Source organism: Desulfosceptrum tomskiensis, from assembly GCF_049818055.1.
Taxonomy (GTDB): Bacteria; Bacillota; Desulfotomaculia; order Desulfotomaculales; family JASEER01; genus JBFLVT01.
In genome coordinates, this window is sequence record NZ_CP187479.1 from 1,571,873 (window position 1) to 1,593,605 (window position 21,733).

Here is a 21,733-nt window from a genome sequence, read left to right on the forward strand (position 1 = left end):
GTAAGACCTACTTTGTTTCTTTATGTGGCGTATGGGTGCCGCACCACCGGCAATACTTCTTGAGTTCGATGCGGCCGGGATCGCTCTTCTTGTTCTTGGTCGTAATATAATTACGCCGTTTGCACTGCGAACAGGCAAGCGTAACATCCACGCGCATAAGTAAAACACCTCCCAAAACTAAAAAAAGGACCAATCCCCCAAAATTTACGAATTGACTTTACCACACCCGTTGGGAGATGTCAAGAAAGACGTCGGACACCAGACGTCAGAAGTCGGAAATTGAGGGGACAGAAGGAATTTGGCCTGTGCCAAATTCCTTCTGATAATCCTGATACTTAACGCTGCAATGCTTAGTGCTTTATTGTTTCACGGCCGTGACGACACCGGCACCAACGGTCCGGCCGCCCTCGCGAATGGCGAAACGCAAACCTTCCTCGATGGCGATCGGCGTGATCAAGGTGATGTCCACCCGGATGTTGTCGCCCGGCATGACCATCTCCACGCCCTCCGGCAGCTTGATGACGCCGGTGACGTCGGTGGTCCGGAAGTAAAACTGGGGACGGTAGCCGTTGAAGAACGGGGTGTGCCGCCCGCCCTCTTCCTTGGTCAGGACGTAAACCTCGGCCGAAAACTCGGTGAGGGGCTTGATGCTCCCCGGCTTCGCCAGGACTTGACCGCGCTCGAGTTCTTTGCGGTCGACGCCTCTGAGCAACAAACCTACGTTGTCGCCTGCCACGGCTTCGTCCAGGATTTTACGGAACATTTCCACGCCGGTCACGACGGTCTTGCGCGGTTTCTCCATGAAGCCGACGATCTCGACTTCGTCGCCGGTCTTGACCCTGCCGCGCTCGACCCTGCCGGTGCCGACGGTGCCGCGCCCGGTGATGGAGAAGACGTCTTCCACGGGCATGAGGAAGGGCTTGTCGACGTCGCGCTCGGGGGTGGGAATGAATTCGTCGACGGCGTCCATGAGCTTGAGGATGGGGGCGCAGGCGTCGCATTCGTTTTTGCCGCAGCCGCATTCAAGGGCTTTTAAAGCCGAACCGGCGATGACGGGCGTGTCGTCACCGGGAAATTCGTAGTTGCTCAAGAGTTCCCTGACTTCCATTTCGACGAGTTCGAGAAGTTCGGGGTCGTCGACCATGTCGGCCTTGTTCAGGAAGACGACGATGGAAGGCACGGCAACCTGGCGGGCCAGAAGGATGTGCTCTCTGGTCTGCGGCATGGGACCGTCGGCGGCGGAAACGACGAGGATGGCGCCGTCCATCTGGGCCGCGCCGGTGATCATGTTTTTGATGTAGTCGGCGTGCCCGGGGCAGTCGACGTGCGCGTAGTGGCGCTTGGCGGTCTCGTATTCGACGTGGGCGGTGTTAATGGTGATGCCGCGGGCCTTTTCTTCCGGCGCCGCGTCGATTTCGTCATACTTTTTGTAGGTGGCCTGACCGTACTTGGACAGGATCAGGGTGATCGCCGCCGTCAGGGTGGTCTTGCCGTGGTCGACGTGACCGATGGTTCCAATGTTTACGTGGGGCTTGGTGCGCACAAATTTGGCTTTCGCCATTTACAAACAGACCTCCTTAAGCCCGTTAATTGGCTATAATTTACTTTTCCCGGAAAGCCAACTGGTTTATTCGCGGTCTGCATGCGATTTCCTTCTCTGGCCAATGAAAAACGATGATAAATCTCCAAGCGGAAATCTTATTGTAGAAACGTTTTTATAAAGGGATCGGGCTCTCCTCAGAGCCGCAAAAAATAAAACAGCCTTGAGTTCTCTCAAGGCCGTCTTAGTTACCGCTGGTAGCGGTGGAGGGACTCGAACCCCCGGCGCAGCGGGTATGAACCGCTTGCTCTACCAACTGAGCTACACCGCCGAAAAAATGGAGCCCATAGGCGGGATCGAACCGCCGACCTTATCCTTACCAAGGATACGCTCTGCCTACTGAGCTATATGGGCTTGATTTTAATATTGGTTGCGGGGGTTGGATTTGAACCAACGACCTTCGGGTTATGAGCCCGACGAGCTACCGGCTGCTCCACCCCGCGATGTTAACGAATCAAATATACCACAGTCAGGATGTCGAATGCAAGAACCCTTAACGCGCCGGCCGCCCTGATCACGGCAGCCGCAAGAAACAGCATACCACAGATTCCTGATCGCCGCAACTTTAAATTATTGTCATGAGCGAAGATGCTTGATGCGTTCTTCGGGGCTGAGGATGCTGGTGATGCGCACCCCGAAATTCTCGTTGACGACGACGACTTCTCCCCTGGCCACCACCGTGTCGTTGACCAGGACGTCGACAGGTTCGTCGGCAAGCGACGAGAGCTCGACGATACTTCCCGGCACAAGGGAGAGGATCTCGTTCACCGGGCGCTTGGTGCGGCCGAGAATAACCGAAACCTTCAAGGGGATATCCATAAAAAGCCGTAGCTTGTCGTCTTCGATCACCGTTGAAAATCCGGCGGCCTCTTTCTCTTTCGGCGGCTGTTCCCGTAAACCTGCCTGGGGACGAGGCTGCTCCTCAACAGCCGAGGCCGCCTGCTCGCCTGGCGGGGGAGCCGGCTCGAGATCCCACTCCCTGCTCTCCTGGACGGTTTCCCCCGCTTCCGCCCCGATGCTGTTCAGGAGCAGCGCCGCCTCCTGCTTGGCCGTCGGAACGGACATGATGTTCATTATTTCAGTCGAAATCAAATCCTCTACCGTCATTTTGAAGGCTACGACAACCATAGGGTCGTTGAGATCAAAGGGGATGCCGTCAGCCGACCCGTCAACGTCCAAATAGATGGCGTTCGGCGGGGCGATGTTGACGGGCCGGCCGACCAGCGACGCCAGAGCGGTGGAAGAGCTGCCGATCATCTGGTTCATGGCCTCGGCCGCAGCGCTGATCTCCATCTCTCCAAGCTCCTGGGGAGGCGAGGTTCCGTCATTACCCATCATCAGGTCGGCGATGACGGCCGCATCCGGAGCCTTGATCACAAACATGGCCGAACCTTCAATCCCCTCAGTGAACACCACCTGGATGGCTACCAGCGGAACTTCAAACGTACGGAGAAACTCTTCTTTATTACTAATGAATACCTTCGGGCTGGTAATTTTAACCTGCCGGTTCAACAGCATAGAAAGAGCGGTGGACGCCGAGCCCATGCAGATGTTGCCGATTTCCCCCAGGGCATCGCTTTCCTCCGGCGTCAGGTAGCCTTCCATGCCCCCGGATTTGCCTAACAAAGCCTCGCGTTCCGCATCGTTTAAGACATTATCCATTAAGCTTCTCCCATTTCCTTGAATGATGTAATCTGCACCGCGTTGTAACGTCCCAAAACCCCCGCCTGGACCTTGAATTTGCAAACGTCCTCAACCAGGAGATCAAGGTCCTGCGTAACGCGCCTGTTGATCGGCACCACATCGCCTACCTGCAACTGCAGGAAATCCCTCACCAATATCTCCGTTTCGCCCGTCACGACCGTTAAGGAGACAGAGGCTCGTTCAATCCACTGCTGGATTCTAGCCGCTTCGTCGCCTTCGGCCTGCAGGGCGTTTGTTTCGTAACGGCGGTAGCTCGAAAGGTAGGAAAGCATGGGGTCGAGAGTGATATGCGGAAGACAAAGGTTCATCAGCCCCCGTGCCGTACCATCCCCCACAACGGTGGTAAAAGTAATCACGGCCACGATTTCGCTCGGTGAGATAATCTGGTGCAGCCGGGGCTTGGTCTCTAGGGATTCGATCTCCGGCTCAACCTTGTAAACATCATTCCAGGCAAACCCAAGGTTTTCCAGAAGCTTGGCAGCCAGCTTACGCATCACCGCCATTTCGATATCGGTCAGGTCGCGCACCCGCCTGGGCAGCTCGCCCGGTCCCCCGAAAAGAAGGTCGATAACCGGGAAAAGAAACTGCGGGTTCATTTCCATAACGGCCATGCCCTTCAACGGCTTGAGACTGAAAACCGTCAAAAGCGTGGGCGTAGGCACCGAGCGCACGAAATCGTCAAAAGTAAACTGGTCAACCGAGGCGACGCGTACCACGACGTTGGCCCTTAAATAACCCGAAAGGAAACTGGAAAGGATACGGGCGTAGTTGTCGTGAAGGGTCTGCAAAGTCCTCAGGTGCTCCTTGGAAAACTTGTTCGGCCGCCTGAAGTCGTAGGGACGGCACTGCGCCTCTTTCTTTGTCTCCTTAAAGTCGTCTATTTTGACCTTTCCCGAGGATAAAGCGGCAAGAATGGCGTCGATTTCACCCTGGGACAGAGTCTCCTTCGTCAAACCTTCACCCCCATAAAGAAGTCTGAAGTCGGAAGCCAGAAGTCGGATCCCTGGGAAATTCACTACATAATCTCAGCTAGATCAGCGGCCGGAGAAAGAATGTCCTAACCCCAAGACGAATCGCAGGATGAATTCCACACCGCTTTTAAGTCCAGATACCTTGTTTTCAGGGCTAAGGTGCCAACCAGAGCCCAGGGGAACAGATTTCACCCTTTCTGACATCTGACCTCTGGCCTCTGACTAACGTCAGAACCCGGAATCGCATCCGCGATTCCTTCATCTGTTCAGACATCTGACTTCTGGCCTCTGACTTCCTTATTCTACCGGTTTAGGGCGCTTTCGATGGCCTGGAGGACGCGGTCCTGCTGGAAAGGCTTGACGATAAAGTCCTTGGCGCCCGCCTGCACCGCTTCCATAACCATGGCCTGCTGCCCCATGGCGCTGATCATGACGATCCTGGCCTGGGGATCGACCTGCTTGAGAGCCTTAACCGCCTCGATGCCGTTCATTTCGGGCATCGTGATATCCATTGTGACGACATCCGGTTTCAGCTCTTTGTACAAGTCCAGGGCTGTCCTGCCGTTCTCGGCTTCGCCGACAATCTCGTATCCGGCCTTGGTAAGGATGTTCCGGAGCATCATACGCATAAAGGCCGCGTCGTCAACGATAAGTACCCTCTTAGACAACTATCCTTCACTCCTCCTGAAACCTAAAATAATGGCCTAAAACCTTTTCAATGCGGTATCGTATAATTTTTGCAGGCTGCCCTCATCGGGCAAAAGCAATAAGTGACTGTCAATGTCACCGGATTCCTTCTTCAAGACGGTTTCAAACAGGAGCACCTGATCGGCGTCCCCGCAAATCGCCGACAGCAGCGTGGCCATAATCGCCTCGACCATGTCGAACGCGAAGAGCGGCGTGGACGGCAGGATGCTCATGGCGGTCATATCGGCGATGGCGTTCAAGAAGGCCCCCGTCAAGACGTTGCCGATTTCCGAGATCATCGAACCGGTCATTGCATCAGGAGCTGTGCCTATCTCCACGCCGGGGCCGATCAACTGCTCGGCCAGATTGGCCACCCCGGCCGCGTTTATGACGTGGGCGATGTAACCCTGGATGTCCCCCTCCAGCGAAAAGAAGACGCAGGCCACGGGCTTGTCCGACCCCGGGATGACCTTCGCCGCATCCTCGATGGAACGGAGATAGACCCTCGGGATGGACATGTCGACCCGGCACTGTAAAAGAGACGCCAGGCTCGTGGCGGCGTGCGCCGCACCGATATTGCCCATTTCACGCAGGATGTCCAGGTCCGCTTCTTGGATGACTTTTTTCATTGAGCGCCTCCTGCCTAAGAGAGTGTTGTCAAAACTATGTTTTTGCGGTAGAAACACGGGGCCAACCTCTCCAAGCTTAGGGGCTTGTAGTCCAGGATACTTTCGCTGGCCCCGATGAAAAGAACCCCGCCGTTGACAAGCGCCTTTACGAGCCTTTCGTTCAGGCGCAGCTGGGCTTCACGCGTGAAATATATCTGTACATTCCGGCAGACGATAAGGTGGTACCCCTGGCTGATCGCGTCCTTCAAAAGGTCGTGGCGCCGGAAGTTAACCATCCGCCGGATCTCCGGGATGACGACGGCCGTATCCCCGGACTGCGTAAAGTACCTTTGCATCCGAGAGGCGCTGATATTGCGGCAAAGAGACAGCGGGTACCTCCCGGCGGCGGCAAGCTGTAAAACTTCTTCGTTGATGTCGGTGGCTTCTATCGACCGACCGTTGATGCCCAGTTCCTTAAGCATGATTGCCAGGGAATAGGGTTCGGCCCCGTTGGAACAGGCGGCGCTCCATATCCGCAAGGGCTTGTATTCGGCGGCGAGCCGGGGAAGGATCTCTCTTTCCAGCCGCTGCCAGGCGGAGATATCCCTGAAGAACTCGGTTACATTGATTGTAAGGTAATTGACCAGTTCTTCGAGCAGGTTGGCGTCCCGGCTTAGAAGCCTGTAATACTCCTCGTAGCCGGAAACCCTCTTGCGGGCCATGAAGCTTTCCAGCCGGCGCTGCAACTGGGCAGGCTTGTAGCTGGTCAGGTCAAAACCCAGATGGCTCTTGACCTTGATGCGAAACTCCTCAAAATCCATTGCTCGCTTACTTAAACTCACTCGTTATCAACTTCCCCCGGCAAGACTTGACCAGGACCTGCTGCATACCGCAGCGTTTCCTAAATCTCCACGGCGGGACCGCCCAATGTCTTAACCACGGTCAGCCCCGTCACCGTATCGAAGATCAGGGTCCGTCCCCGGTTGCCCCCGACATCCGCCCCGGCGACCCGAATCCCCTGTTTGGCCAGGGCTTCGTAGACAGCCTTGATGTTCCTCTCGCCGATGGAAAGGATGGCCTGGTTTCCGGCACCCGAAAACATTTGCGCACCGCCGGCCAGCTTGGCTTTGAGCAGCCTTAAACGCGCCCCGTTTCTCACCAGTTCGTTGATCAGCGCGGGTATGCCGGTATCAGCGAACTTGGCCGGCTTCGCCACCGTAAACCCCGCGCTGCTCGGCAGCATGATATGGGCCAGGCCGCCGAGCCGCAGGCCCTCGTCGTAGATCACCACCCCGATGCACGAGCCCAGGCCGAGGGTCGTCAGCCGGTAAGGCGCGCGGGTAACGGCATAGTCAGCTATGCCCACGTGCACATCCAGGGCGGTGTCTTCCATTTTGGATTCGCCAGCAGACTTGGGTTTCGTTATCACAGGCCACCCTCACTGATTTATAATGCTAATGCTTATAGCCGATTTTCAAGGTCTTTCTAGCGCAAGACACCGACCTGGTTGATCACCCGGTCGCTGAGCTCGTCCTCGGCCTGCACGGCCTTGAGGTTAGCGGAATAGGCGCGGGACGCCTGGATCAACTCCACAAACTCGGTAGCCAGGTCGACGTTCGGCGCTTCGAGCGCGCCCGGGATGAGCGCGCTTGCCTCCGCGCTTTGCGGCTCGGTTCCGGCTCCGGCGCGGTACAGGTCGTCGCTGACCCGCGCAAGCTCATTATTGTCAGAAAAAGTAACGATACTGATTTTGTCGACAATCTGGCCGGAAACTTTAACGGTGCCGTCCGCCAGGATCTCGATGTCCCGAAACTCGGACTGGATGGGGCCCGCCTCGCCCAGAACCCTGGCCCCGGAAGGTACGGCCAGGTAGCCCTCGGCGTCCAGCCTGAAGGCTCCGTTGCGCGTATACAGGGTCTCGTCACCCTGCTGTACGGCAAAAAACCCTTCCCCCCGGATGGCGAAATCCAAGGCCCCTCCCGTCGACACGACGGCCCCCGGCGCGAAATCGGTAAAGGGCCCCACGACGGTTACGCCGGGATAGAGACCCCCTGCATCGGCGCTCGCAGCGGCCGGATGTCCTTCCTGAAGGCTTACGCTTTGCCTTCTGAAACCCGTGGTCGAAGCATTGGCTATGTTGTGGGCCGTGACGTCCACCCTGCGCTGGGTGGCCTGCAGCCCGAGGAACGAGGTTTGTAGACCCCTGATCAAAACGTACAGCCCCCTTTCAAGCGCATCTTGTGCATCTTCAGCATCAGTTCAATCTCCCCCTGACCCCGCCCCAATTCCCGGGCAAGGTCTTCGATGCTCTTGCCCTTCTCGTAGGCCCTGGCCACCTCCTCCGCCAGCGAAGGGACCGTGCCGTTGTAAGGTATGCCCACAACACTCAAAGACTCCAACTGGACCTCCACCTTGGCCAGGCCATCCTTAACACCCTCCAGGGCGGCTCTGAACGCGGCCAGTTCGGCCGCGATTTTGTCCAGGCGTTCGTTAAGGTCGACCTGTTCCTCAACCGCCGCCGCGAGCTCGCCTTCAAATTGCCGCCGTCTTTGACCCCTGCGCCGGATAAGCACCCAGCCCAGCCACGCCAGTCCCAGGAACAGCAGCAAGATGGCGCCGATATAGGTCAGGCTGAACACCAGGGGGCTGTCCATAAGCAAGTTACTTGGCATCGCGGTTCCCCTTTTTCTCCAATTCCACGATTATCTTGCGCAGCCGGTTGATGGCCTTGGTATGCAACTGGCAGACCCTCGATTCGGAGACGTTGAGCACCAGGCCGATTTCCTTCAAAGTCAAGCCGTCCTGGTAGTACAGGGCGAGAATCAGCTTGTCCCGCTCGCCCAGCAGGTTGATCGCCTCGACGAGGGTCTCTTTATACTCCTTGTCCAGCAAAGAGTTCAAGGGATCGGGACTGCTTTCGTCCTCCAGAAAATCAGTCCAGGACACGTGGTCCCCGTCCCCGGCCGTAAACGGCTCGTCCAGGGAAATCGGCGAGGTCGATTGAAAATGGGCCATCAACTGGTGATACTCGCTCAGGGAAAGGCCCAGCGTATCGGCCACCTGCTCGTTTGTCGCCGGCAGCCCGGAATCGTGTTCGATTGTCTCGCGCACCGCGTTGATTTGCTGGAGTTTCTGCCACAGGGAGCGCGGAACCCAGGCCAGTTTCCTGATCTCGTCAAGCATCGCCCCCCGGATGCGGTAGTAGGCGTAACCCTGAAAGTCAGTACCGTGCGAGGGGTCATATTTCTCCACGGCTTCGATCAGCCCGAAAACGCCCCATCCCTCCAGGTCCTCCTGGGCGACGAAAGCCGGAAGACGGACGGCCAAGCGCCCGGCGATGTGCTTTACCAGGTGCAGGTGCTCCAGGATCAGTTCTTCACGCAGCTCGCTGCTGCGGGTTTCCAAATACTTCTGCCAGGTTTCTTCTACAGTCAAGCCTATTCACCTCTCACGAGCAGAGACTTCTGCCTGCTCATCTCCCCGAGGATGAACCCGACTATCCGGTCTTGGTCGCCGATGCTGATGTCTTTAAAGTAGACTGAGACCTCGGAAAACCTCATGTCCTTCTCCCACGGCTCGGTTCTTACCACCTTCGCCGTAGCCTCAATGGGCCTTTGCACCTTTGACCTCGGCAGGACGAAGTTCACGGCAAGCAACTGGTTCAGGGCATAGCGCTTACGACCTGTAAAACGCAGCCCCCCGCCGCTGATGTTGATGACCTGGGCGTTTTCATGCCCGGCACCGCGCGCCTTGTGCTCCGGAGACGGCCAGACACGGATGCCGAAAAGCGTATTTATCCGCGCAAATTCGCGCCGTTGGATACGCCTTACCGAAGAAGGATGGGCAACAACATATAAGAGCGTATCCCCGGCCGCCTTCTGGTGTATCGTCGCCTCGAACGCGTAAACGGCGTCTCCTCCCCGGAACCGGATCTGTACTTCGTCGCCCGGCTCCAGGATCAGGGGTGCGCGCTGCTGGTACGGACAGGTGAACACCAGAAAGCCGTCGAGGACTTCGTATAAAGCCGCAACGTAGAACTCCGACGGATCGGACAGCTTGGCGACTTCGAGTTTGAGCCCGGGAACCAAGTGCTGCATCGTTTAAGCAAACAACCGGCAGAGCCTGTTGACGAAAGACTCTACGGCTCCTACTCCTTTCCCGCCCTCACCTGCCAGGGTCAGGGCGATATGCTCGATGTTTCTTGAAGCCAGCGCCTTCGGGTTGCTGACGATGAAGGGCTCCTGGTCCCGGACCGCCTGGGCGACAACGGCGTCGTCCACAACCGTTCCCGCATGGCTGACCTGGAAATCTAAAAACCTCCCGGCGGCCGAAGCGAGACGTTTCGCTGTCAGCAGCCCTTCGGCGTTGTTCCTCGCCCGGTTTACGACGACCGACGCGTCGGTACGCACTCTGTTCTCGGCCAGAACCTTCATCAGCGCGTAGGCGTCGGTTATGGACGTGGGCTCGGGCGTGACCACGAAAAGCACTTCCCGGGCCGCAGCCACAAAACCCAGCACAGTCTTATTGATACCGGCCCCGGTATCGATCAGCAGGAAATCGGCCATTGCCCCCAGCCTCTTAAAGGATTCGAGCACGTGGGACCGCATGGCCTGGTCGAGGCTGGTCATTTCCTGGATGCCCGAACCCCCTGAAACGAGTTTCAGGCCGAAGGTCGTTTCCCAGACCACTTCACCGATGTCCTTCCCCCGATACAAGACGTCGAAGAGGGAAAACGGGGGCGTGGTCCCCAGGAGCACCTCGGCGTTGGCCAGACCCAGGTCCGCGTCGACCAGCACTACCCTCTTGCCGGCCTTAGCCAGGGCCAGACCGAGGTTGACGGCGATACTGGTCTTGCCCACCCCGCCTTTCCCGCTGGTGACCGCGATCACACGCGAGGCGGACTCGACTGTGTGCTGTTTCCCGACAAACCTCTGCTGCATAGCCAGGCGCAGGTTATGTGCCTGATCCAGCACAGCGCCCACCCCCTTGCAGAACCAGGGAAGCCAGCTTCGCCGGGTTGACGGCCTCTATATCGTCCGGCACGCTCTGGCCGTTCGTAACGTAGACGACCGGCCTCTGCGTCAGTTCCACGAGATTGACGATCGGACCCAAAGTTTGTGTTTCATCGATCTTCGTCACGATCAGCTTGGAACACCGCAGTGGCGCGAAATCTTCGGCCTGCCTGGCCAGATCTGCGGCCCTGGTAGGGGCGCTGAGCACCAGCACGACATCCAATCCCTTATCTATTACATCGGTAAATTCCTTCGTCTGCATTACCTGTTGATAGCTGTAACTCGGCCTTCCCGCAGTGTCGACCAGAATGTAGTCCTTGTTGTCGTGCAGTGCCAGGGCTTCCTTAAATCCCGCTGGTGTATGGGCGACCTCCAGCGGTACGCCCATGATCTCGGCGTAGGTCCTGATCTGCTCGACCGCACCGATCCTGTAGGTGTCGATGGTAACGATGGCCACCGACCGCCCGAACAGGACGAGCTGGCCAGCCAGCTTGGCCAGTGTCGTCGTTTTGCCCACGCCGGTAGGCCCTACGAAAACGATCACCTTCTTCAGACGGAGATCCCGGTAGAGGTCCGCCACCAAACCGGTGATCGCCCCCTCAAGGTTTTCTTCGATAGACGCTTCGGTGTTGTCATTTAAAAGCCCGCGCCTTTCAGCCGCATCCCGAACAATCCTCCGTGCGACCTGAACGTCCACCTCGCGCCGCACCAGGAAGTCCACCCAGAGGTGGGTATCGTGGGACTGCTCCCGTTCGTCCCGGAGCACGACTTTGGCCAGAAGACTTTTAACCTCGGCCAGTTCTTGCAGCAGGCCGATATTCTCTTCCAGGGTTTCCGGTTCCGGCAGGCGCGGCAGCCCCGGCGGACCGCCCGCTGCAAGCGCGGCCGTGGGCGTATCCAGGGCGGCGGTGACCTCAAGAAACCGGGGCTTCAGGCAGCCCGCCAGCCCGCGGGCCCTGACCCGGCGGCTTGAAATGATCACCGCGTCGGGACCCAGGTCGGTTTTGATCAGGCCCAGCGCCTCCCGCATGTCGCGCGCCAGGTAGCGTTTAATCTTCATTCCACATCACCGTGCCCAATACTTCCAGTTCCACCAGGTTGCTTACCTCGGCAAGGGCGAGAACGGGAACCGTCACGCCGTGGTGATCGAGGAAGCGGCGCAGCGGCAGCCGGATTCTGCCGGAACAGAGAACGACCGGAACAACCCCGCGCCGGCCGGCTTCTTCGACAGCGCTGACAATGGCTTTGGCCGCCCGCTGCGCCGCCTGGGGCTCAAGCAGCGGGTAATTGCCGAAAGAAGTCAACTGGATGGATTCCGTAATCGCCTGCTCCAGCCGCGGATGGAGCGTAATCGCCGGCAGTTTCTTGTTTTCGTCCGCGTACTGCAGCGAGATCGTGCGCGCCAGGGCCTGGCGCACCGATTCCGTCAGGAAGTCAACGTCCCGGTTGACCCTGGCCCCGTCGGCCAGGACTTCCAGGATGCCTACGAGGTCGCGGATGGGTACGCCCTCTTTGAGGAGGTTCTGCAGCACCTTCTGGACCTCGCCCAGGGTCAGCAGGTTGGGCACCAGTTCCTCGACGACGGCCGCGTTCTTCTCCTTGACCACGTTGAGGAGCTCCTGCAGTTCCTGCCGGCCTAAGAGCTGCCACCCCTGGCGCTTGATGAACTCCGACAGGTGGGTGATCAGGACCGTAACGCAATCGACAACGGTGTAGCCCTGCGCCTCGGCCTGTTCCCTCTCCTTCTCGGTGATCCACCAGGCCGGCAGGCCGAAGGTCGGCTCCTTGGTCGGAATGCCCCTGATGCTCCCGCCGCCGCCGGGACTCATCGCCAGGTAGTAGCCGGGCATCAGTTCGCCCTGGGCCGCTTCCACCCCGCGCAGCTTGAAGACGTAGCTGTTGGGCTTCAACTGCAGGTTGTCCCTGATGCGGATGGGCCGCACGTAAATGCCGAGGTCCTGAGCGCTCTGCCGCCGCACGGTCGCCACTCTCTGCAGGAGGTCCCCTCCCTGTTCCTCGGAAGCGAGAACGACAAGGTTATAGCCGATCTCCACCTCGAGCGGATCGACCTGAAAGTACTTCAGGACGTTTTCCGGTTCCGGTTTCGGTTCCGCGGGACGTTTGGCCGCCACAGCCTGCTGCTCGACCCTGGTCTGTTCGGTCTTGACCATGTTATAGGAGATGAGGCCGAGTCCACCGCCGAGGGTGAGAAACAGCAGGTTGGGCATGCCCGGGAAGAGCCCCATGGCGACCAGGATGCCGGAAGCGACCATGAGCACCTTGGGGAAACGGGTCAGCTGTTTCGAAATCTCCAAACCGAAGCTGGCGTCGGAAGTCGCGCGCGTAACCAGCACGCCCGCCGCCGTAGATACCAGCACCGCGGGAAGCTGGGCGACAAGACCGTCGCCGATGGTCAGGATGGTATAGGTGCGCAAGGCATCGCCGATCGACAGGCCCATCACCGCGACGCCCATAATGAAACCGCCGATGATGTTGATAAAGGTGATGATCAGGCCGGCGATCGCGTCCCCCTTGACGAACTTGGAAGCGCCGTCCATCGCCCCGAAGAAGTCCGCCTCGCGCTGGAGCCTGCGCCGCCGCTCGCGGGCTTCTTCTTCCGTAATCAGGCCGGCGTTGAAATCGCTGTCGATAGCCATCTGTTTGCCGGGCATGGCGTCGAGGGTGAACCTGGCCCCTACCTCGGCCACGCGCCCCGCGCCGTTGGTGATGACGGCGAATTGGATAACGGTGATGATCAGAAAGACCACAAAACCGACGATGTAACTTCCCCCGACGACCACCTGGCCGAAGGCGTCGATAACGTTACCAGCCGCGGCCTGGCCCAGGATCAGGCGGGTGGAGGAGATGTTCAGGGCCAGCCGGTACAGCGTCAGCACCAGGAGCAGCGTGGGGAAAACCGAAAACTGCAGGGGGTCGGTCGTAAACAACGTGATCAGCAGGACGAGCAACCCGCTGGTAATGCTGACGATCAACAGCACGTCCAGCGCAAACGGGGGCAGGGGGATGACGATCAGCAGTACGATGCCGATGATCAGGGCTGCCACCAAGTAGTCCAGGTTCCGTCTTAATCCTGCCGGGTTAAGCAGTGACTCAGCCATGATTACCTCTCTCAGTTATTTAGCCCGCCCGTTTTTGCACCTTCAGCCTGTAAACGAAGGCCAGGATTTCGGCCACCGCCTGATATAGCTGTACGGGGATCTCCTTCCCGACATCGACTTTCCAGTAGAGGTACCGGGCAACGTCCCTGTTTTCCACAACGGGAACGTTGTGTTCTCGGGCCAAATCCTTAATCAGCGCGGCCATCCGGTCGGCGCCCTTGGCCACCACCTGAGGGGCGGCCATTTTGTGTCCCTCGTAGCGTAGCGCCACGGCGAAGTGGGTCGGGTTGGTCACCACAACCGTAGCCCGCGGCACCTCTTGGCGGATTCTGTTCAGGGCCATCTGCCGCTGCCGCTGCCTGATCCAACTCTTGAGGTAGGGGTCGCCTTCCGCGTGTTTCAAATCTTCCTTCAACTCGGTGCGCGTCATCATCAGGCTGCGGTTGTAGGTGACGCGCTGGTAGGCGAAGTCGGCCAGCGCCAGCACCAGGTACCCGATTCCGACCGTGACCGTCAGCTTTACCAGCAGCTTCGTGACGGTAACAAAACCCGCCGCGGGAGTCGTGGCGGTGAGGGTGAAAAGCTGCAGCATGTGCGCCTTCAGTATCAGGTAGGCCAGGATAAACACGACAAGCACCTTGGCGCAGGCCTTCCCCAACTCGAACAGGCTCCTGGTGCTGAAAATCCTCTGCAGCCCGCTGACCGGGCTGATCCTTTCGAGCTTCGGCGCCAGGCTTCCCGGAGCGAAAAGGAAACCGACCTGGGCCAGGTTGCTCAGAACGGCGATGATCAGGGCGACCGCCAGCATGGGGGCGAGCAGGACCAGCATGTTGTACAGTTCCATCTGAACCAGGAAAACCAGGCTCCTTTCGTCCACGTTGAAGGTCGAAAAACTCCTCAGGTGCAGCGTAAAGAGCCTGTAAAACTGCTCGATGTACCATTCGGAACTGGTGGCCATTAAGGTGACCAGCGACAGAAGAACGAAGGCGCCGGTAAGCTCCTGGCTTTTCGCCACCTGTCCCTTGCGGCGGGCTTCCTGGATCCGCCGCGGCGTCGCCTGTTCGGTTTTGTTCTGTCCGGCGTCGTTTGCCAAGGTCAGCCTCCCAGGTACCGGATAACGGTCAGGCAGTCCGCGCTCAACTGGGCGAATGTCTTCTGCAGCAGCCAGTTAATCAGGGGCGCGGTCAGCATGATCACCATAAAACCCGCGAAAATCTTGATCGGGAAACCCAGCATGAAAACGTTCATCTGCGGGACCAGGCGGGACATCAGCCCCATAACCACGTCGGCCGTGAAAAGTATAGCGATCAGGGGTCCTACAATCTTTAAGGCTACGACGAACATCTCGGCAAACTTGTCAATGATATACAGCGTAAGCTCCCCGGTAAGTACCCCGTGACCGAGGGGAACGATCTCGATACTCTTCATCAGGCCGGCGATCAGGGCGTGGTGCCCGTTGACCGTCAGGAACAGCACCAGCGTCCAGAGGTAGAAAAACTGGGCCAGAGCAATGCTGTGCCCCCCGCTCGACGGGTCGATGAACTCGGCCATCGCCAGGCCCATCTGAAGGCCCACCAGGGAACCGGCCACCTGGGCCGCAAAGAAGACGAGACTGACAAATAGTCCTAAGCCCACGCCTATAGCGGCCTCGCCCAGGATGGCCAGGGACAGGGACAACCAGTGATCGGTTGCCGGCGGCGCCGCCGGAATAAGCGGTAGAGCCGCCAGCGCCAGCATCAGTCCCAGCCCGGTCTTCACCAGGGGAGGGACCATCCGCGCCGAAAACACGGGGCAGACGGCGACAAAGGCGGTCGCCCGCGTCAACACCAGCAGGAACAGCGCCAGCCGGTCCATACCCAGGCCGAATATTTCACCAGGCACGCACGTCAGCCATCCTCAAGAAGATGTCCCCCGTAAAACGCAGCATGACGTTGATGTACCAGGGCGCGAACAGCAGCAGGCCCAGCAGTACGGCAATGATCTTGGGCACGAACTGGATCATCTGGTCCTGGATCTGCGTCGTCGCCTGCAGGATACTGATGACCAGGCCGACCGCCAGGCTGATCAGCAGGGGCGGGGCGGCCAGCAATAGGATCATCATCAGTGACTTCTGCACCAGTTCCAGGGCTATCGAGGTAGCCATGTGCATCCCTCCGTTATACAGCACTCAACACTCGGCATTAGGCACTCGGATTTGGAACCTTTATTGAAAGGGTATTGCTTGATTCCGAATGCTGAACGCTGAATGCCAGCTAAGCGAAGCTTTCTACCAGTGACTTCACGACCAGGTACCAGCCGTCGACCAGCACGAAGAGCAAGATTTTAAAAGGAAGTGACATCATCACCGGCGGAACCATGAACATGCCGAGCGACATCAGGATGCTGGCCACCACCATGTCGATCACCAGGAAGGGCAGGTACAACAAGAAACCCATCTGAAAGGCCGTCCTCAGCTCGCTGGTGACGAAGGCCGGGGCGACAACCGTTATGGGCAGGCTCTCCTTGTCCGGTTTCTGGATTTTGGCCATCTTCACGAACAGTTCCAGGTCCTTGTCCCGCGTCTGCTTCAACATGAACTCCCGCAGGGGGGCCGCCGCCCTTTCCTGCGCGGTTTCGAGCGTGATTCTGTTCTCGACGAAAGGCTTCAGGGCCTGTTCGTTGATCTCGTTGTATACCGGAGCCATAATAAAAAAGGTAAGGAACAGGGCCAGGCCCACCAGGACCATGTTGGGCGGAGCTTGCTGGGCTCCCAGCGCCGTGCGTAAAAACGATAAAACAATCACGATCCGCGTAAAAGAGGTCACCATCACCAGGAAAGCCGGGAGCAGGGACAGGATGGTCAGGAAAATGAAAATCTGGACGGTCTTGACCATCTCAGCCGGCGACCCGGGCTGGCTGACGTTGATGTTGACCCCCGGCACCGGCGTCAGCGTCTCGGGGGGCGCCGCCGCTGCAGGCCCGGCAGCCAAGAAGGCGGCGATAACCGCCGTTAGGAGGATCAGTTGTCTTAACCTACTCACCGGGCGGCCTCCCCAGTCCCTCGCCGGATCTCTTTGCGGTACGGCGTAAAAAATGTAAAAAAGGCTTTATCGAGAGCCTCTCGGGGAAACCCTCTTGGATGGGAGTCCACTCGAAGGCTTCGGGCAGGTCCTGGAACTCCTTCAACAGGGTGGTGCCGTTCTCGCCGTGCCCCAGCAAGTAATAGGCGCCGCCTACCCTAACCAGGCTGATGCGGGACTTGCCTCCCAGGGGAAGTTGCTCGATGACCCGCATCCGACGCTTGCCCGTCCATCCCACCGGCTTCGCCGCAGCCAGGAAGTGGAAACACACGTAGATCAACAGGATAGTCAGCGGGAGAGCGACCACCAGCCTCAATACAGCGCCAAGCAGATCCATCGTTATTTCTTCGCTCCCCCGGCCTGGTAAGCCCGCGGCGCTAAGATGCTGTGAATGCGCACGGCGAAGGAGTCATCGAGAACGATGACCTCACCCCTGGCAAAACGCTGGTCGTTGAGGTAAACGCTGACGGCTTCCCCGACCGCCTTTTCCAGTTCGATCACCGAACCCTCTTCAAGCTGAAGGATATCACCGGCGCGGATGGTCTTCCGGCCCAGTTCCACCCAAAGGCTGAGCTTCACGTCTTCCAGGTAGCGGAGACTGTTCTTGACTTTCGGAGCCGGCGTCTGGCTGTCCAGCTTGGGGAAACTCACCTTGTGGACCGTCGTCCCCTCATCGCTGAGCGCCGACAAAAAGGTGCTGATCTCGCTCTTCCGCAGTGCTGATCCCCCCGTTCCAACCGTTACTGGACGAGGAACTCGACGATATAAATTTCCTTGGCTTTGAACCCGTGCAGTTCACTGTTGACCTGGTCCAGCAGTTCCTTGCGCAGATCGTCGGTTTTGTCCACGGCCAGGATTTCGGCGGCCGTCTTGCGGCGCAGGATGTTGATGATGCGGTCCTTGATCTGCACGTCCTTCTCGTGGATCTCCTCGGCCTTTTTCTCCGGGATCGAAATCGCCAACCCGATCTTGAGATAGCGGGCTGTCTGGACGTCGGCGAGATTGACGACGATGGTGCCGAGTTCGACCAGCTTGTACTTCTCCTCTTTCTTGGGCAGCTTCAATCCCACTTTTGCCTGCAAGGCGGGAGAAGATTTGTAGTAGGCGGCGGCGATACCGCCGCCTACTATGAGCAACACCAGCATTAAAGCGATGAGCTTGACGGGCAGCCGGCGCCTGGGCGCCGGGACTGCCTTGGGTTCTTGCGCTTCACCGGAACCGGGCATCAGCATAACTCCTTACTACGAAACTTACCGCTTAATGTCGATCAACTCGCGCAGCATATCGTCCGATACGGTGATCACCCTGGCGCTGGCCTGGTAGCCGCGCTGCGTGATGATCATGTTGGAAAATTCGGTGGAGAGGTCGACGTTGGACATCTCCAGGTTACCGGAGAGGGCTTTGCCCCGGCCGCCGGACTCCGGCGCACCCCAACCGGTGCTTGTGGGAACGTTTTGGTCATCAACCGGAACCTCCAGAAGGTTAAACCCCAGCTTCATGAGGTTTTCGGGGTTGGGGTAGTTGTCCAGCCCGATCGTACCGATGTAGCCGCTTGAACGGGTACCAGTGTCATCGTAGACAGTCACCCAAATGCCGCCGTCACTGGTGATGCGGATGGTCTCCAACCCGTGTGTGGTAGGGTCATAAAGGCGAATCGGCGCACGAGCCGTGTCATCGAACGCGGCAAGATCCGGAGCAATGTCCTGAGAATTGCCCAAAACGTACAACCCCGACGAGTTGACCAGGTAACCTGCTTCGTTAACGTAGAAGGCGCCGTCCCTGGTATAGAAGTTCTTGGTTGGTACAGCCCCGTCACTGACTACGCCGCCTTGAACATCGTTCGGATCGAACGAGGCAAGTACAAACAGGCCGTTGCCGTCAACGGTGAGGTCCAGGACGCGGTTGGTAGCCATCAGCGACCCCTGCCCGAACAGACAGTCGATGGCCGAAACGGTCACTCCCAAGCCGACCTGGGCAGGGTTGATGGAGTTGACCCCGATCTGGGAAGTCGAGTTGCCGCGGATGTTCTGGCTCAACAGTTCGGTGAACAGAACGCGCCCGCTCTTGAAGGAAGTGGTGTTGACGTTGGCGATGTTGTTGGCGATGACGTCCATGCGGATCTGCTGGCTCTTCAGTCCAGCCACGCCTGACATTAAAGAACGAATCACGCTAAATACCCTCCTTGGAATGTGTGGGCTGCCTCAGTCGGTCCGCAGCCCGCAGCCTCCTTTCGGGCCGGCTGCCTACTTGACCAATACCGCACTGTCGATGTTGGTAAAGACCTGGTTCTGTCGTTCGTCGTTGACGACGGCCGTGACGATGACTCCGTTGGCCACGCTGGTCACCAGGGCCATGTTCTTGTACAGGATCAACGACTCCCGCGCACCCTTAAGACGGGCCTCGGCCGCCGCGCTGCCGATCTTCTGCAAGTCGGCGGGTGAAAGAACGATGTTCCTCTCACTGAGACGGCGGCTGGCGTGCGCCGAGAGCTTAACCTCCTGCTGCTTGAGCTCGCGGGCCAGGATCTCGGCGAAGGAGCCGCTGTTCTTGACCGCTCCCTGTGCGGCCGGTGACGGCCCGGCCGGCGGTATGCCGCCTGTGCGATTTACCACCATCTAGATAACCCTCACCTCCTCGCATACTGTGCTAAACGATTGCCCCGTCATACCGCCTGTGTTTCGGCAACGCTGGTCTCCGCAGCAGGCTCCTGGGTTCCGGGGACTTTGATCTCGGCTACCTGGGCCAGGAGATAAGACTCGCCGCCAACAACGATCAGGGGCCCTTCCTCGTTAAAGGTCACTTTCCGGACGGTGCCCGTGATCTCGCCGGACTCGGTCTTCAGAACGACCTCCTTGCCGAGCAGGTCCAGGGCCTCGCGCACCCGCGTCGCTTTGCCCATCTGCTCCAGGGCCTGTTCCACGGCGAAGAGCCTCTCCAGCATTCCGAACTGGACCATCTGCCCGATCTGCGACGTCATGTCCTGCGGCGCAAACGGGTCCGGATGCTGCAGCTGGGCCACGAGGACCTTGAGGAAGGTGTCCTTGTCAAATGTGTTGCGGGGCGCGGCCTTGGGCTGCGCCTGGGTAACCCCGCCGATAGCATCTACCGCCATCTTCACACCTCCTTGTATCTACGCCAGCAGGTTGATTCCGCGCGGCGCACCGCCGAAGCAATCATCCGTCCCGTCAAGCAGCGCCTCGGTGACCGGCGCATCCGCCATCCGGGCCGCAGCCCCGTCCGCGGGCGCCCCCCGGCGTTCACCGTCCGCGCCGAGGAAAACGTCCCCGCTTAAAAGATGAATGTCAAGACGCGTCAGGCTGTCCCTGAGCAGGGGCAGCGCCTGCTGAACGGCCTCCCTCACGCCGTGTTCGGCGGCGAAGAATTTGACATCCACGTCCTGGGCCGAGGAATAGACGATCTTCACCCTCACGCTCCCCAGGTGGGGCGGGTCCAGCCGGATTTCCAGCACGGCTTTCCCATCGGGCAACCATCTGGCTTTCTCGACAGCTTTGGCAACCTTGCCGGCCAGTTGACTGGCAAAAGTCTGCGTGTTGAAGACACCGTCCGGTCCGGCAACCTTAGCTACATTCTTAACCGGCGTATCCGGGGCGTTCACGGTTACCACGAATGCGGGAACGCCGGGTCGCTCCGCCTTGCCTTCCTGTCCCGGCAACAGCCCTTCCGGCCTGGTTCCCGGAGTCGCCGCCTGCCCGCGGGTCCCGGTGTTTTCAAAGACTCTCCCGGTTATTAACGGTGATTCCCCACCGGACCTTAAACCGCCCGGCCTTGTTCCGGCCGATACGTCCATAATCCTGGGAGCCGCCGCGCCCGCGTTCCGCCCGTACCCCTCGCCCGGGCGCTCGAGGCCGGCAAGCGGACCGGCATCCACCGTCCCTGACGGCGCAAGCGCCGGAGACTTAAGCACAGCATCCGCCGGCACCGAAACGTTCGGGCCGGGCGCAACCGGATTCTTTACAGTACCCGTCTCAACGCCAGGGCTGCTTGTGACATGGGGCTTTACGACGGTTGCCCCCTCCGGAAACCTGCCCGGCGGCATTGCGGGGGAGGACGGTACCCGGCTCGCATCCTGACCCGGATCAACCGCCGACAGGGGCGTCAGAACCGGGGAGTCCAGAGACGGTACCTGGACGACCGGCCGCAAGGTTACGGGCTGACCACGCAACGATGGGGACTCGCCAGGGATGTGGGATGACGCTCCGGCGGCAACTTGCTCCACGGCAACATCCCCGGCTTGTACCGCCTCTCCGGGACCGCCCGCCGATCCGGCCGGGGTTGCGGCATCAGTCAACGAGGATAACCTGTCCGGCGGCGGTCCGGCAGTGCCGGCGGCTTTTACAGCCTCAATGTTAACGTCCCAACCCGTACTTGTCGGCGGCGTGCTTCCGACGGGAGTTTCCGTCGAAGCATCTAAAACCGGCGGACTGTTTACGACAGGCAACGGTATCAAGCCCGGCGCGTCAACGTCCCGCAGCGTTTGTTCCAGTTCCGGGACAGGTTCTCCGCCAGGGTCTTGGAACCCGACAACCGTCTGTCCCGCAGTTGAGGCGCAGGCCGGCATGCGGAGGTCGGCATGCGCGCCCGGGCACTTTGCCGCTGAAGGGGATGCGGAACCCGGCAGCGGGTCGGAGACTGCAGGCAATGGCGCTTCAACAGGGCCTGCGCTTGCGGTGCAGGGCGCTGCTGTGGCCGGCGGCAATGTCTCCGCAAAGGCTGCCGCCTTAACGAGGAGCACTGCGGCACCAGCTCCCGTGTCGGGACACACTGCTTCGCCGAAGCGTATCGCCGCAGGAAGCGCCGCGAACGCCGCCGGATGACCCGTAGCGGGCTGTCCCATTCCCAGGACGTCCAGCAACCCCTGCAGAAAGCACGGCCCGGTATTCCGGCCGCCGCCCAAGCCGGGTTGCTGCGGCTGCGCGACCATATTCGGTGTCAAAACCAAACCCGGTAACAAC

The 21,733-nt window shown here is 59.3% G+C and carries 26 protein-coding genes and 3 tRNA genes; all 29 read right to left on the bottom strand.

Annotated elements, in window-relative coordinates; translation table 11 throughout:
* Positions 1–7: 7 nt before the first annotated feature.
* Positions 8–157, bottom strand: a complete 150-nt coding sequence (gene rpmG / locus ACPV0M_RS08055; protein WP_425620150.1) for a 50S ribosomal protein L33 — start codon at positions 155–157, stop codon at positions 8–10.
* Between the two features lie 201 nt (positions 158–358).
* Complete coding sequence (gene tuf / locus ACPV0M_RS08060; protein WP_425620151.1) at positions 359–1,561, bottom strand: elongation factor Tu; 1,203 nt, start codon at positions 1,559–1,561, stop codon at positions 359–361.
* Positions 1,562–1,795: 234 nt separating this feature from the next.
* Positions 1,796–1,871: transfer RNA gene (locus tag ACPV0M_RS08065), tRNA-Met, on the bottom strand.
* Between the two features lie 7 nt (positions 1,872–1,878).
* Positions 1,879–1,954: transfer RNA gene (locus ACPV0M_RS08070), tRNA-Thr, on the bottom strand.
* A gap of 13 nt (positions 1,955–1,967) precedes the next feature.
* Positions 1,968–2,043 (bottom strand) — tRNA-Met (locus ACPV0M_RS08075).
* A 133-nt stretch (positions 2,044–2,176) separates the two neighbouring features.
* Entirely contained in the window at positions 2,177–3,262 is a 1,086-nt protein-coding gene (gene fliY / locus ACPV0M_RS08080) for a flagellar motor switch phosphatase FliY (RefSeq protein ID WP_425620152.1), read from the bottom strand.
* Complete coding sequence (gene fliM, locus ACPV0M_RS08085) at positions 3,262–4,257, bottom strand: flagellar motor switch protein FliM (protein ID WP_425620153.1); 996 nt, start codon at positions 4,255–4,257, stop codon at positions 3,262–3,264. Before fliM ends, fliY begins: the two co-directional genes overlap by 1 nt.
* A 320-nt stretch (positions 4,258–4,577) precedes the next feature.
* Positions 4,578–4,943, bottom strand: coding sequence for a response regulator (locus ACPV0M_RS08090; RefSeq protein ID WP_425620154.1), 366 nt, complete (start codon positions 4,941–4,943; stop codon positions 4,578–4,580).
* Between the two features lie 36 nt (positions 4,944–4,979).
* Positions 4,980–5,591, bottom strand: coding sequence for a chemotaxis protein CheC (locus ACPV0M_RS08095; RefSeq protein ID WP_425620155.1), 612 nt, complete (start codon positions 5,589–5,591; stop codon positions 4,980–4,982).
* Positions 5,592–5,605: 14 nt separating this feature from the next.
* Entirely contained in the window at positions 5,606–6,412 is an 807-nt protein-coding gene (locus tag ACPV0M_RS08100; protein ID WP_425620156.1) for a CheR family methyltransferase, read from the bottom strand.
* A 59-nt stretch (positions 6,413–6,471) separates the two neighbouring features.
* Positions 6,472–6,963 carry a chemotaxis protein CheD gene (locus ACPV0M_RS08105; RefSeq protein ID WP_425620157.1) on the bottom strand — a complete coding sequence of 164 codons (492 nt, stop codon included), beginning with the start codon at positions 6,961–6,963 and terminating at the stop codon, positions 6,472–6,474.
* A gap of 92 nt (positions 6,964–7,055) precedes the next feature.
* Complete coding sequence (locus ACPV0M_RS08110) at positions 7,056–7,781, bottom strand: flagellar hook-basal body protein (RefSeq protein ID WP_425620158.1); 726 nt, start codon at positions 7,779–7,781, stop codon at positions 7,056–7,058.
* Positions 7,778–8,242, bottom strand: coding sequence for a helix-turn-helix domain-containing protein (locus ACPV0M_RS08115; RefSeq protein ID WP_425620159.1), 465 nt, complete (start codon positions 8,240–8,242; stop codon positions 7,778–7,780). The genes ACPV0M_RS08110 and ACPV0M_RS08115 overlap by 4 nt, the downstream gene beginning before the upstream one ends.
* Positions 8,232–9,005, bottom strand: coding sequence for a sigma-70 family RNA polymerase sigma factor (locus ACPV0M_RS08120; protein ID WP_425620160.1), 774 nt, complete (start codon positions 9,003–9,005; stop codon positions 8,232–8,234). Before ACPV0M_RS08120 ends, ACPV0M_RS08115 begins: the two co-directional genes overlap by 11 nt.
* A 2-nt stretch (positions 9,006–9,007) precedes the next feature.
* Positions 9,008–9,667 (bottom strand): flagellar brake protein, encoded by a 660-nt coding sequence (locus ACPV0M_RS08125; protein ID WP_425620161.1) that lies wholly within the window; start codon positions 9,665–9,667, stop codon positions 9,008–9,010.
* Positions 9,668–9,670: 3 nt separating this feature from the next.
* Complete coding sequence (locus ACPV0M_RS08130) at positions 9,671–10,543, bottom strand: MinD/ParA family protein (protein ID WP_425620162.1); 873 nt, start codon at positions 10,541–10,543, stop codon at positions 9,671–9,673.
* Complete coding sequence (gene flhF, locus ACPV0M_RS08135; RefSeq protein WP_425620163.1) at positions 10,524–11,642, bottom strand: flagellar biosynthesis protein FlhF; 1,119 nt, start codon at positions 11,640–11,642, stop codon at positions 10,524–10,526. Before flhF ends, ACPV0M_RS08130 begins: the two co-directional genes overlap by 20 nt.
* Positions 11,632–13,701 carry a flagellar biosynthesis protein FlhA gene (flhA, locus tag ACPV0M_RS08140; protein WP_425620164.1) on the bottom strand — a complete coding sequence of 690 codons (2,070 nt, stop codon included), beginning with the start codon at positions 13,699–13,701 and terminating at the stop codon, positions 11,632–11,634. Before flhA ends, flhF begins: the two co-directional genes overlap by 11 nt.
* Before the next feature lie 19 nt (positions 13,702–13,720).
* On the bottom strand, positions 13,721–14,794 hold the full coding sequence (gene flhB, locus ACPV0M_RS08145; RefSeq protein WP_425620165.1) for a flagellar biosynthesis protein FlhB: 1,074 nt from the start codon (positions 14,792–14,794) through the stop codon (positions 13,721–13,723).
* A 2-nt stretch (positions 14,795–14,796) separates the two neighbouring features.
* Positions 14,797–15,582, bottom strand: a complete 786-nt coding sequence (gene fliR, locus ACPV0M_RS08150) for a flagellar biosynthetic protein FliR (RefSeq protein ID WP_425620166.1) — start codon at positions 15,580–15,582, stop codon at positions 14,797–14,799.
* Positions 15,572–15,844, bottom strand: coding sequence for a flagellar biosynthesis protein FliQ (gene fliQ / locus ACPV0M_RS08155; RefSeq protein ID WP_425620167.1), 273 nt, complete (start codon positions 15,842–15,844; stop codon positions 15,572–15,574). Before fliQ ends, fliR begins: the two co-directional genes overlap by 11 nt.
* 109 nt (positions 15,845–15,953) lie before the next feature.
* Positions 15,954–16,721 (bottom strand): flagellar type III secretion system pore protein FliP, encoded by a 768-nt coding sequence (gene fliP, locus ACPV0M_RS08160; protein WP_425620168.1) that lies wholly within the window; start codon positions 16,719–16,721, stop codon positions 15,954–15,956.
* Entirely contained in the window at positions 16,714–17,097 is a 384-nt protein-coding gene (locus ACPV0M_RS08165) for a FliO/MopB family protein (protein WP_425620169.1), read from the bottom strand. Before ACPV0M_RS08165 ends, fliP begins: the two co-directional genes overlap by 8 nt.
* 2 nt (positions 17,098–17,099) lie before the next feature.
* A complete protein-coding gene (gene fliN, locus ACPV0M_RS08170) occupies positions 17,100–17,450 on the bottom strand; it encodes a flagellar motor switch protein FliN (protein WP_425620170.1) in 351 nt (116 codons plus the stop codon).
* Positions 17,451–17,500: 50 nt separating this feature from the next.
* Complete coding sequence (locus ACPV0M_RS08175) at positions 17,501–17,986, bottom strand: flagellar basal body-associated FliL family protein (protein ID WP_425620171.1); 486 nt, start codon at positions 17,984–17,986, stop codon at positions 17,501–17,503.
* A gap of 24 nt (positions 17,987–18,010) precedes the next feature.
* Positions 18,011–18,928, bottom strand: a complete 918-nt coding sequence (locus ACPV0M_RS08180) for a flagellar hook-basal body complex protein (protein ID WP_425620172.1) — start codon at positions 18,926–18,928, stop codon at positions 18,011–18,013.
* A gap of 75 nt (positions 18,929–19,003) precedes the next feature.
* Positions 19,004–19,375 carry a TIGR02530 family flagellar biosynthesis protein gene (locus tag ACPV0M_RS08185; RefSeq protein ID WP_425620173.1) on the bottom strand — a complete coding sequence of 124 codons (372 nt, stop codon included), beginning with the start codon at positions 19,373–19,375 and terminating at the stop codon, positions 19,004–19,006.
* Positions 19,376–19,422: 47 nt separating this feature from the next.
* On the bottom strand, positions 19,423–19,872 hold the full coding sequence (locus ACPV0M_RS08190; RefSeq protein WP_425620174.1) for a flagellar hook capping FlgD N-terminal domain-containing protein: 450 nt from the start codon (positions 19,870–19,872) through the stop codon (positions 19,423–19,425).
* An 18-nt stretch (positions 19,873–19,890) separates the two neighbouring features.
* A complete protein-coding gene (locus ACPV0M_RS08195) occupies positions 19,891–21,732 on the bottom strand; it encodes a flagellar hook-length control protein FliK (protein WP_425620175.1) in 1,842 nt (613 codons plus the stop codon).
* Between the last annotated feature and the right edge of the window lies 1 nt (position 21,733).

What these genes read in the sequence shown, in the direction of transcription:
- rpmG (WP_425620150.1), bottom strand. Translation starts at nt 157, where the DNA reads ATGCGCGTGGATGTTACGCTTGCCTGTTCGCAGTGCAAACGGCGTAAT.
- tuf (WP_425620151.1), bottom strand. Translation starts at nt 1,561, where the DNA reads ATGGCGAAAGCCAAATTTGTGCGCACCAAGCCCCACGTAAACATTGGA.
- fliY (WP_425620152.1), bottom strand. Translation starts at nt 3,262, where the DNA reads ATGGATAATGTCTTAAACGATGCGGAACGCGAGGCTTTGTTAGGCAAA.
- ACPV0M_RS08095 (WP_425620155.1), bottom strand. Translation starts at nt 5,591, where the DNA reads ATGAAAAAAGTCATCCAAGAAGCGGACCTGGACATCCTGCGTGAAATG.
- ACPV0M_RS08105 (WP_425620157.1), bottom strand. Translation starts at nt 6,963, where the DNA reads ATGGAAGACACCGCCCTGGATGTGCACGTGGGCATAGCTGACTATGCC.
- ACPV0M_RS08115 (WP_425620159.1), bottom strand. Translation starts at nt 8,242, where the DNA reads ATGCCAAGTAACTTGCTTATGGACAGCCCCCTGGTGTTCAGCCTGACC.
- ACPV0M_RS08125 (WP_425620161.1), bottom strand. Translation starts at nt 9,667, where the DNA reads ATGCAGCACTTGGTTCCCGGGCTCAAACTCGAAGTCGCCAAGCTGTCC.
- flhF (WP_425620163.1), bottom strand. Translation starts at nt 11,642, where the DNA reads ATGAAGATTAAACGCTACCTGGCGCGCGACATGCGGGAGGCGCTGGGC.
- flhA (WP_425620164.1), bottom strand. Translation starts at nt 13,701, where the DNA reads ATGGCTGAGTCACTGCTTAACCCGGCAGGATTAAGACGGAACCTGGAC.
- fliQ (WP_425620167.1), bottom strand. Translation starts at nt 15,844, where the DNA reads ATGGCTACCTCGATAGCCCTGGAACTGGTGCAGAAGTCACTGATGATG.
- ACPV0M_RS08165 (WP_425620169.1), bottom strand. Translation starts at nt 17,097, where the DNA reads ATGGATCTGCTTGGCGCTGTATTGAGGCTGGTGGTCGCTCTCCCGCTG.
- ACPV0M_RS08175 (WP_425620171.1), bottom strand. Translation starts at nt 17,986, where the DNA reads ATGCCCGGTTCCGGTGAAGCGCAAGAACCCAAGGCAGTCCCGGCGCCC.
- ACPV0M_RS08185 (WP_425620173.1), bottom strand. Translation starts at nt 19,375, where the DNA reads ATGGTGGTAAATCGCACAGGCGGCATACCGCCGGCCGGGCCGTCACCG.
- ACPV0M_RS08190 (WP_425620174.1), bottom strand. Translation starts at nt 19,872, where the DNA reads ATGGCGGTAGATGCTATCGGCGGGGTTACCCAGGCGCAGCCCAAGGCC.